The sequence below is a fragment of the Mesorhizobium sp. genome (assembly GCF_004962925.1).
In the GTDB taxonomy this organism is placed as follows: Bacteria; Pseudomonadota; Alphaproteobacteria; order Rhizobiales; family Rhizobiaceae; genus Mesorhizobium.
In genome coordinates this window covers 24,075-30,074 of sequence record NZ_SUEO01000056.1, presented here as the reverse complement: position 1 = coordinate 30,074, position 6,000 = coordinate 24,075, and the positions used below count along the sequence as shown (strand labels likewise).

The 6,000-nt window shown below is 59.2% G+C and carries 5 protein-coding genes; all 5 read left to right on the top strand.

Going from position 1 to position 6,000, the window contains the following annotated elements; genetic code table 11:
• Window positions 1-417: 417 nt before the first annotated feature.
• The 5 genes from E5W87_RS13920 to lpxD all read left to right on the top strand — a co-directional run bounded on the left by E5W87_RS13920 (window position 418) and on the right by lpxD (window position 5,811).
• The gene (locus E5W87_RS13920; RefSeq protein ID WP_292398073.1) at window positions 418-1,083 is read left to right on the top strand and encodes a MipA/OmpV family protein; all 666 of its coding nucleotides are present in this window, start codon (window positions 418-420) and stop codon (window positions 1,081-1,083) included.
• Window positions 1,084-1,385: 302 nt separating this feature from the next.
• Window positions 1,386-1,874 (top strand): SAM-dependent methyltransferase, encoded by a 489-nt coding sequence (locus E5W87_RS13915; RefSeq protein ID WP_292398071.1) that lies wholly within the window; start codon window positions 1,386-1,388, stop codon window positions 1,872-1,874.
• 331 nt (window positions 1,875-2,205) lie between these two features.
• The gene (locus E5W87_RS13910; protein WP_292398068.1) at window positions 2,206-3,378 is read left to right on the top strand and encodes a patatin-like phospholipase family protein; all 1,173 of its coding nucleotides are present in this window, start codon (window positions 2,206-2,208) and stop codon (window positions 3,376-3,378) included.
• 159 nt (window positions 3,379-3,537) lie between these two features.
• Window positions 3,538-4,299, top strand: a complete 762-nt coding sequence (locus E5W87_RS13905) for a DUF3313 domain-containing protein (RefSeq protein WP_292398066.1) — start codon at window positions 3,538-3,540, stop codon at window positions 4,297-4,299.
• Window positions 4,300-4,776: 477 nt separating this feature from the next.
• Window positions 4,777-5,811, top strand: a complete 1,035-nt coding sequence (gene lpxD / locus E5W87_RS13900) for a UDP-3-O-(3-hydroxymyristoyl)glucosamine N-acyltransferase (protein ID WP_292398065.1) — start codon at window positions 4,777-4,779, stop codon at window positions 5,809-5,811.
• Window positions 5,812-6,000 lie beyond the last annotated feature (189 nt).

The window sequence follows — 6,000 nt, the reverse complement described above, 5'->3', positions numbered from 1 at the left end:
GCTCAGCCGACTCGTCTAAAAGCACAATCCAAGCGAAGGCCGAGTGCTTGTTGCGCCTCCAGGCCAACCACATCGATCGCGGCGCAACATTTCTTAACATCACAAAATCCAAAGCAACCTCGTAGTCCTAGACAGTGCAGCCGCTGGAGGGCCGATTCGTCGGGCTTCCCCTCGCACGCGTTGAGTATCTTCCACCATCCCCAGGAGCCGGTTCGCATGTCGCTAACGAAGCATTTCTCAACCCGCTCGCGGCATGTCGCCGTCGCTACGAGCCTCTCGGCGATTACTTTTCTCCCGCTCCAGGCAGGCGCGGCCGAGCCCTACGATGACGAATCGGCCGCAGCGACTCCCTCGGCGGCAAACGTCGATGAGAGACGGTTCGGTCGCATACGCCAGAAGCTTTCCGACTGGAATGTCATGGTTGCGGCCGGAGCAATGTATCAGCCGAAATATGAGGGATCGGACGAGTACGAACTCGTCCCCTTTCCGATGGTCTCCGCAACCATTGGCCGCCTCACCATCTCCCCGGGCGGGCTGGATGTCGACGTGTTGGAAGCAAACGGTTTCAAAGTCTCGGTAAAAGGCGGTTTCGAGATGGGCGGAGGACGCAAGGAAGAGGATTCCAAGCACCTGAAAGGCCTCGGTGACATCGACGCTGGCGCTATGGTTGGAACCAAGGTCTCGTATGAAACGGGGCCGGTGGAACTATATGCTTCCGTCGACAAGACGATTGGCGGCAGCGAAGGCCTGCTCGGTGTGGTGGGCGCAAATGTCTCCCATCATTATAACGCCTTTATTTTCTCCGCCGGCGCGTCTGCGACCTTCGCGGATGAAAACTATATGCAGACCTATTTTGGGGTCACTGCCCTCCAGTCGGCACGGTCGGGGTTGCGGCAATATGAGGCTGGCGCGGGGCTAAAGCGCTACGATATCGAAGCCTCGGTAACCTACATGGCGACGGAGAACTGGCTTATCCGCGGCCAGGTCGGTGTCGGTTTCCTCGCCGGCGATGCGAAGGGCAGCCCGATCGTTCAGAAGGACGTGCAGCCGTCCGGGATGCTCTTCGTCGGTTACAGGTTCTAGGAGTCCAGCACGGCGCACATTCGCCAACCCTGGCATGAATGTCGGCTAACTGGTGGCAAAACAAGCCATTGGCCAACAGGCAGGGCAGTCCCGTCGACGCTTTCCGGCCAGCAACAACTCTTAACATCTTTTCAAAACCCGCAACTGGCGTCTCCAGGTAGGGCTTACGGATAAATGAATGTTCTCTGTCAGCAATGCGGGGCAACGCAATGTCGGACCCGACTACTCTATTCCGCACCTGGATGTCGCATCCTTTTCGGACCGCCTTGCTCGTGCCTTCCGGGCGAGCTCTGGCGGTGGCAATGACTCGCGAAATCAGCTCTTCGCAGTCTCCGGTTGTTGAGCTTGGCCCTGGAACCGGTGTCTTCACCCGGCAGCTTATCCTCCGCGGCGTGCCCCAGGAGCGCATAGCGCTCATAGAAAGCGCCGCTTCCTTTGCCCACGTGCTACGTCGCCAGTTTCCGGCTGCCGCCTTGCTTGACATCGATGCGACGGAGTTGCGCCGATGCGATCCCTTTAATGGCGAGAAAATCGGCACGGTGATCAGCAGCCTCCCGCTTCTCACCATGCCGGCTTGGCGTGTCTTCGCCATTCTGTACGGCGCTTTCCACATTCTTCGTCCGGAAGGAGCCGTCTATCAATTCACCTATGGCTGGCGGTGCCCGGTACCTGACTCCGTTCTCGACCGGATCGGGCTTGAGGCGACGTTCACTGAATGGGTTTTCGCAAATGCACCACCGGCGCAGGTTTACCGGATCGCCAGGCGCCCAGACGCGATCGGAAGAGCGTGATCACTTCTCCAGACAGATTGGCTGGCACCGCGTCACCGTCACAGGAACGAGCGTAGGACCGTACACGGTGGGGTGTGGCCCGCCAACAGTCGCACCACTAGCGGCCGAGGCTTTCGCCCCGGCGCGGCTTCTTCAGCGCAAGAGGATTTTACCGGCGACGAGGTGCCGGGTTGCGGCACGCAACAACTCTTAACAATACATAACCCACGGCAACCGCAAATCAGCATTAATGCCGTCAGACGCGACTGCAAAGAACAGTCGCGGAGTGCCGTATCGCCGTTGGAGACCTTGATGGTTCCTTCCGGCGATGGCCCGGGACAAGGCGGTAGACATGCATCGACTGGTGGCCATTGTCCTGCTGGCCTTTCTTGCTGGCTGTTTGGCGCCGGATCGCATTGTTTACGGGCCGAAGGCTGCGACGGCAGCCAGCATCCAGGGGTTCAGCGACATTCGTATTTATGCAGATTCGGCCCGGAAACTGCCCGAGGCGTACGCCTGGCTGCCCATCCCGAGACACAAGGAAATCAACTACCTAGTCTTGTCGAGCGGCGGTGGCGCAGGTGCGTTCAGCGTCGGGGCGCTCAAGGCTTGGTCGGACAAAGGACAGCGGCCGGAATTCGACATGGTCAGCGGTGTCAGCACGGGTGCGCTGATCGCGCCCTACGCCTTCCTCGGCTCGGCCTACGACCAGCCTCTCGTCGATCTCTACACAAGCGGCGTTGCCAAGGAGTTGGTCGATGCAGATTTCCTACCGAGGAGCCTGTTCGGAGCAAGTCTCCTGAAACAGGAGCCGCTTCGAAAAATGGTCGAGCGCTATCTGACGCGCGACATACTGGCAAAAATCGCGGCTGAGCACCGCAAGGGACGACGACTGCTTGTTTTGACCTCGAATCTCGATTCCCAAAGAGCGGTGATCTGGAACATGGGCGCCATCGCCAATAGCGGACGGCCCAGTGCGCTGAAACTCTTCCAGGACATACTCATCGCGTCGGCAAGTATCCCCGGCGTTTATCCGGCCGTGCTCATCAAGGCCGAAGCTGGAGGGGAGGTGTTTGAAGAAATGCACTCCGACGGCGGGTCGGCTTCCCAAATCCTGACGATCCCAGAGGGGTGGATAGCCAATTCGGACAAGGGCGTCCGGCCCAAGAACCTCAAGTTCAACATGTACATCATCATCAACAATGCGCTCATGCCGGAATTTACCACGACAACGAACAACACCTTTTCTGTCATGGCCAGGGCGAATTCCACCCTCGTCAAGGCACAGACCCGCAGTGCGCTGCTGGCCACCTACATCTACGCCCAAAAGAACGGCATTCGGTTCCGCGTGGCCTCGATTGATAAGCAGCTCCCCTACCGGATGACCGATCCATTCAACACCGACTACATGCGCGCCGTTTACAAGCTCGGTTACGCAGAAATGGCGAGCGGCAGCCTGTGGCAAGACAGGCCCGTGTTCACTGACAAGATTGCGGCCGCTCAGCCAGCGGAACAGAGGCAATAGTCCACCCGCCTGCCTCCTTCCATATACCCAAGCCCCCAACAGGAGAACGAAGTGCCACATTCCCGTACAAACCAGGCTACCGGTCGACCGCAGCATCGATCGATCGGTTTCGCGCTTCTGCCATCCCTGCTTGTATCGGCAGTTGCCGGCTGCACCTCGGTGCCGCTCCAGCCGGACAACTCGCTGGCCTCCTATGACGGTCTTACCAAGGTCGATGGGCGAATAAGGAAGGCAGAGTACAAGGCCGTCCCCGAGGATCTCAACGTAAGCAAAACAGTGTACATTGAGCCTACGCTGGTTTCGCCCACCGCAGCGCAATCCTCGATAAAGCCCGCCGATCAGGCCTTGGTGGCGACAGTGGTCAGCCGCGCGCTTTGCATTGGCGTCAGCGATCGTTTCGCGGTCACGGACAATAGAAAAAACGCCGATCTGGTCGTTCACGCGACGGTTACCCGGATTGTGCCCACCAACGTCACAGCCGCCGGCCTGTCGACCGCAGCGTCAATCGGAGCCTCATTCGCGGCCTCATCAGTTCCCGTGCCGAGAATTCCGCTGGGACTGGGCGGGCTTGCCGTCGAGGCCGAGGCGACCACCCGGGACGGAAAACAAGCAGGCGCGATGGTGTGGTCGAAAGGCGCGAATTTCGTGACCACAGGCGCGAGGATGTCGCAGGTCGGCGACGCCTACTCTCTGGCATCGAGTTTCGGAGATGACTTCTCCAAGATGCTTGTCACGGGCAAGACACCATTCAAGTTCGGCTTTCCCAAGCTTCCGTCCTATCAAAAGCTGAAATCCAACCTGGGCGGCAAACCCAAATATCAGGCTTGCGAAAGGTTCGGTCGAGATCCCGGGCTAAAGGATTTTGCAGCCTCGCAAGTTGGTCTCCCGCCATCTTGGACCGACAAACCAGCCAGACAGTAGGGGCTGGGAGAATTTGGAGCAAAGGTCGATTCGATCATCCAGTAGGCTTGCTATGCCAATCTATGCCGGCAAGAGACCCAATGTGGCGAAATCAGCAAGCAAGCGGACCTTCGTCGCCAGGTCGGTCGCTTTCTGGCAGTTTGTCGCCGATTATTTCATCGACGCAACGCTTAGCGCGATGGTCACGACGATCATCACCGCGCTGGTAATCGAACAAATATGCCAGAATTGGATTGTCCGTCGCTCACTGCGTGGAGCGGCGGCGCCGTCCCATTCGTCTTGCGCTCGGTGCGATGATGAGGGGTTATAAGTCTACGCCATCCCCCAAACGGAAATCCAGTTTTCGGAACTGCGTCGTCCGCATGCGGACCCGCGGTGAGTCGGTCGGCCTGCACTCCCCAATCCCCCGGCAGGCCGAACGACATCGATGAACGAAACACCCAACCAACCCAGTCCTGCCATGAACCGAGCCTGATCGTGTCGCAGATTTCTCAACCGAGCGGATTAGCTTTAGCCGAACTCGCGGAAGAAGCGGGAGTGCCACTGCCGGCATATGCCGATCCAGGCATGCTTGTGCAGAGTGGGGCGAGCCTCGAGACGGCACAGTCGTGGCACATCGCCTACATTGATCATGCCCGTTACGCGAACGCCTTGCGCACCACCAAGGCCGGCGCTTGCTTTGTCACGGAGCGCTTCGCCCATATAGTGCCGCCCGGCACCGTTCCCATTACCGTACGGGATCCCCGCCTGGTTTTTGCCAAGGTCCTTGCCCGGCTACACCCCGAGGCGTTGCGAGCCGCACCGCTTTTGGGCAGTACCAATGTCACCGAGGGATGTTTTGTCCATCCATCGGCGCAGATCGGGGCCGGCGTCGTGCTCGACCCCGGTGTTGTTATCGGAGAGCGGGTGTTTATCGGAGCCGGCACCACAATCGGTGCCCATGTGGTGCTGGGTCCAGACGTGGTCATCGGCTGGGATTGCTCCATCGGCCCCAGCGTCACCATCGCCCATTCCAACATCGGCGATCGGTCGATCATTCATGCGGGAGCCCGCATAGGCCAGGATGGTTTCGGCTTCGCGATGAGCGTTTCAGGACATGTTAAGGTGCCGCAACTCGGCCGCGTCACAATCGGAAACGACGTCGAGATCGGAGCCAACAGCACTATCGATCGCGGCAGCGGGGGCAACACCGTCATTGGAGACGGGACGAAGATCGATAACCTCGTTCAGATTGCGCACAATGTGCGGATTGGACGCCATTGCGTGATCACTGCCCAGGTCGGGATCGCGGGCTCGACCGTGCTGGAGGACTACGTTGCGGTGGGCGGACATAGCGCCATTGCTGGCCATCTGCACATCGGCCGGGGCGCTCAACTTGCCGCAGCATCGCGGTTCATGAGAGACGTACCGGCAGGCGAACGCTGGGGCGGAATGCCTGCCCGACCTCTGCGAGAATGGTTTCGCGAACAGACGACCCTCAAGAAGCTGGCGAAGCATCGCTCTGGAGTTTGAACTCTGACGCGACCCATTCCCAGCCTGTCGTCGTTGGCTCTCAATCCCAGAGAGGTTTGCGGGTTGGTTCCCCACAGCCACTCAACCCAGGCGAGGAGTGCCTAGCGTTTTTCAATTCTCAGGCCTTCAGTGTTCTGGCGCTTGGAAGGTTTTCCGATCCCCACTCATCTATTTTGGTCGCATATTCTC

Coding starts and splice junctions, on each gene's coding strand:
- E5W87_RS13920 (WP_292398073.1), top strand. CDS start 418: ATGGTTGCGGCCGGAGCAATGTATCAGCCGAAATATGAGGGATCGGAC.
- E5W87_RS13915 (WP_292398071.1), top strand. CDS start 1,386: ATGACTCGCGAAATCAGCTCTTCGCAGTCTCCGGTTGTTGAGCTTGGC.
- E5W87_RS13910 (WP_292398068.1), top strand. CDS start 2,206: ATGCATCGACTGGTGGCCATTGTCCTGCTGGCCTTTCTTGCTGGCTGT.